Genomic DNA, 2553 nt, shown 5'->3' on the forward strand with positions numbered 1-2553 from the left:
CGCCGAGGCCGTGGGCCGTGTCATCGACAACCCCGAGTGGCTCGACCTGTCCGACCGCACCGTGGTGGTGCTCGGTGCAGCCGCGGAGATGGGGCCGCTGCGGTCCCTGCTCCGGTGGGGAGCCGACGTCGCGGCCGTCGACCTCCCCCGGAGAGACCTGTGGGACAGGCTCATCGCCGACACGCGACGACTCGCCGGGTCGGTCACCGTGCCCGTCCGTCAGGGTGACGGCCCCCTTGCGGCGCGTGCCGGCGGTGACCTCGTCCACGACCTCGGGTCCGTCACGCGGTGGGTGGCAGCCCTCGAGGGCCCGCTGGCGATCGGCAACTACGTCTACGCCGACGGCGAGACGAACGTCCGCGTCTCGATGGCCGTCGACGCCCTGACCCGGCACGTGGTCGAGGCCAAGGGCCAAGACGACGTCGCCCTCGCCTTCCTCGCGACGCCGACCGACGTCTTCGCCGTGCCGGGCGCCGCGGTCGAGCGCTCCGTCGACAGCTACGCCCACCGCCGCACCTCGAAGCTGCTCCGGGTGCCGCTGCGCACCATCAGCGGGGGACGGCTCCTGCGGCGCAACTACGTGCCGGGCCAGGACCCGGGCATCAACGACAGCGTCGTGCTCCAGCAAGGACCCAACTACCTGCTCGCCAAGCGGCTCCAGCGATGGCGGGCGACGGCATACCGCGCCGACGGCGGTCTCGTGTCGTTCAAGGTCGCCCCGCCCACGCGGACCCGCTCGGTCGTGAAGAACCGGGCGCTGGCGGCGGCCTACGCCGGCGCCCACCGGTTCGGCATCGAGGTCTTCGAGCCGGGCACCGCGAACACGCTGATGGCCGCGCTGCTCGTCCACGACCTACGCACCGGTTCGCCGGGCCAGCCGACCGCATGGCAGGACGAGGCGTTCGCCGCCGCGCACGGAGGCCTGTGGACCGCCGCCTACGACCCGCGCAGTGCACTGGGGATCGCAGCCCTGCTCGGCATCGCTTCCGCGCGCTGACGACGGGACGGTCTGCCCCGCCAGACGGCAGTTGGCGCAGAGGTGCTCGAGGCTCGATGCTTCTGCCATGAACGAGCGAGTGGCGCAGGAGCCTCGCGCAGACCACCGATCGCCGACGCGCGGCCTCGGTGGCGTGCGCCGGGCCCCGCGCACCCTCGTCCCGGCGCTGCTGGCGGCGATCGCCTACGTCGACCCGGGCAACTTCGGCGTCAACATCACCTCCGGCGCCGAGCACGGCTACTCCCTGGTGTGGGTCGTGGTGTTCGCGAGCGGCTCGGCGATGGTCATCCAGTACCTCGCGGCCAAGCTCGGCATGGTCACCGGCAAGAGCCTCGCGGAGCACAGCTCGGAGCGCTTCCCCGGTGTGGGCCGGGTGCTGCTGTGGGCCCAGGCGGAGCTCGTCGTGGTGATGACAGACCTCGCCGAGATCGTCGGTGGCGCGATCGCCCTGCGGCTGCTCTTCGGGATGCCGATCATGGTGGGGGCCCTGTGCGTCACCGCGTTCAGCCTCGTCGTGCTGGCCTTGAGGTTCCATGGTCGCAGCCAGTTCGAGTCCGTCGTGCTGGTGCTGCTCGTCGTCATCATCGCCTCGCTGGCGTGGCAGGTCGGCATCGCCGACGTGGACAGCGTCGCCCTGCTGCGGTCGCTCGTCCCCGGGCCGCTCGACTCGTCCGCGGCGCTGCTCGCCGTCGGGATCGTCGGGGCGACGGTGATGCCCCACGCGCTGCACTTCCACTCGGCCGCCTCCCGCGTTGACGTGCCGACCCCCGGCGCGGGCCCGGACCTGCACCCCGGCGACCCCGACCGCCTGGCCCAGCGGCTGCGCGCCGGCCGCCGCACGGTGGGCAGCGTCGTCATCGCGATGACCGTCGCCGGGGCCGCGAACGTCAGTCTCGTCGTGATCTCCGCCGCGCTGCCGTCGGGCGCGGGAGCGGGGATCGAGGCCGCGTATGCCGCCCTGCTCGCCCACGTGGGCCAGCTCGCCGCCACCATGCTGGCCGTCGCGCTGCTGGCCTCCGGTCTCGCGGCGACCCTCGTGGGGGTCCAGACGGGTGACGTGGTCATGCAGGGCTTCGGCCGCCGGCCGATCTCGCCACTGCTGCGCCGGCTGGTGGCGGTCGTGCCGGCCCTGATCCTGCTCTGGCTCGGCGTCGAGCCGACGAGCGCCCTGGTCTGGAGCCAGGTCGTGCTCTCGTTCGCCCTGCCCGGCACCCTCGTGCCGCTGCTGCTCTTCACCCGGGACCGGCGCCTCATGGGCGCCCTGGCCAACCACCCGCTGACGACGGCCGCGGCGACCCTCGTCACGGCTGTCATCGTCGGCCTCTGCACCTACCTCGTGCTCCAGGGCTTCTAGGCACGCCGTCGTCCCGGGCGCGCCGGGCGGGCGGGACGCGGGACCCGGCCTGACGGCATACGCGAGCGCCCGGCCCGTGAGGCACCCGCCGACGGGGCCTTCCCCGGACGTCGAGAGCCGCCGATGCTCAGCGGCCGGCGCGCCACCCGTCGCGAACGCCCTTGGCGCCGCCGCGGGCCGCGCGGTAGGCGCGACGCAGGGC

General features: G+C 73.9%; 2 protein-coding genes. Both read left to right on the forward strand.

What is annotated here, in order from left to right; genetic code table 11:
- A partial coding sequence (locus AC1DP0_RS20725) for a hypothetical protein (protein ID WP_478088244.1) occupies nt 1-997 on the forward strand: 997 nt, incomplete at its 5' end.
- A 67-nt stretch (nt 998-1064) separates the two neighbouring features.
- Nucleotides 1065-2351, forward strand: coding sequence for an Nramp family divalent metal transporter (locus tag AC1DP0_RS20730; protein WP_478088246.1), 1287 nt, complete (start codon nt 1065-1067; stop codon nt 2349-2351).
- Nucleotides 2352-2553: the final 202 nt, after the last annotated feature.

Source organism: Terrabacter sp. P5_B1, from assembly GCF_056400505.1.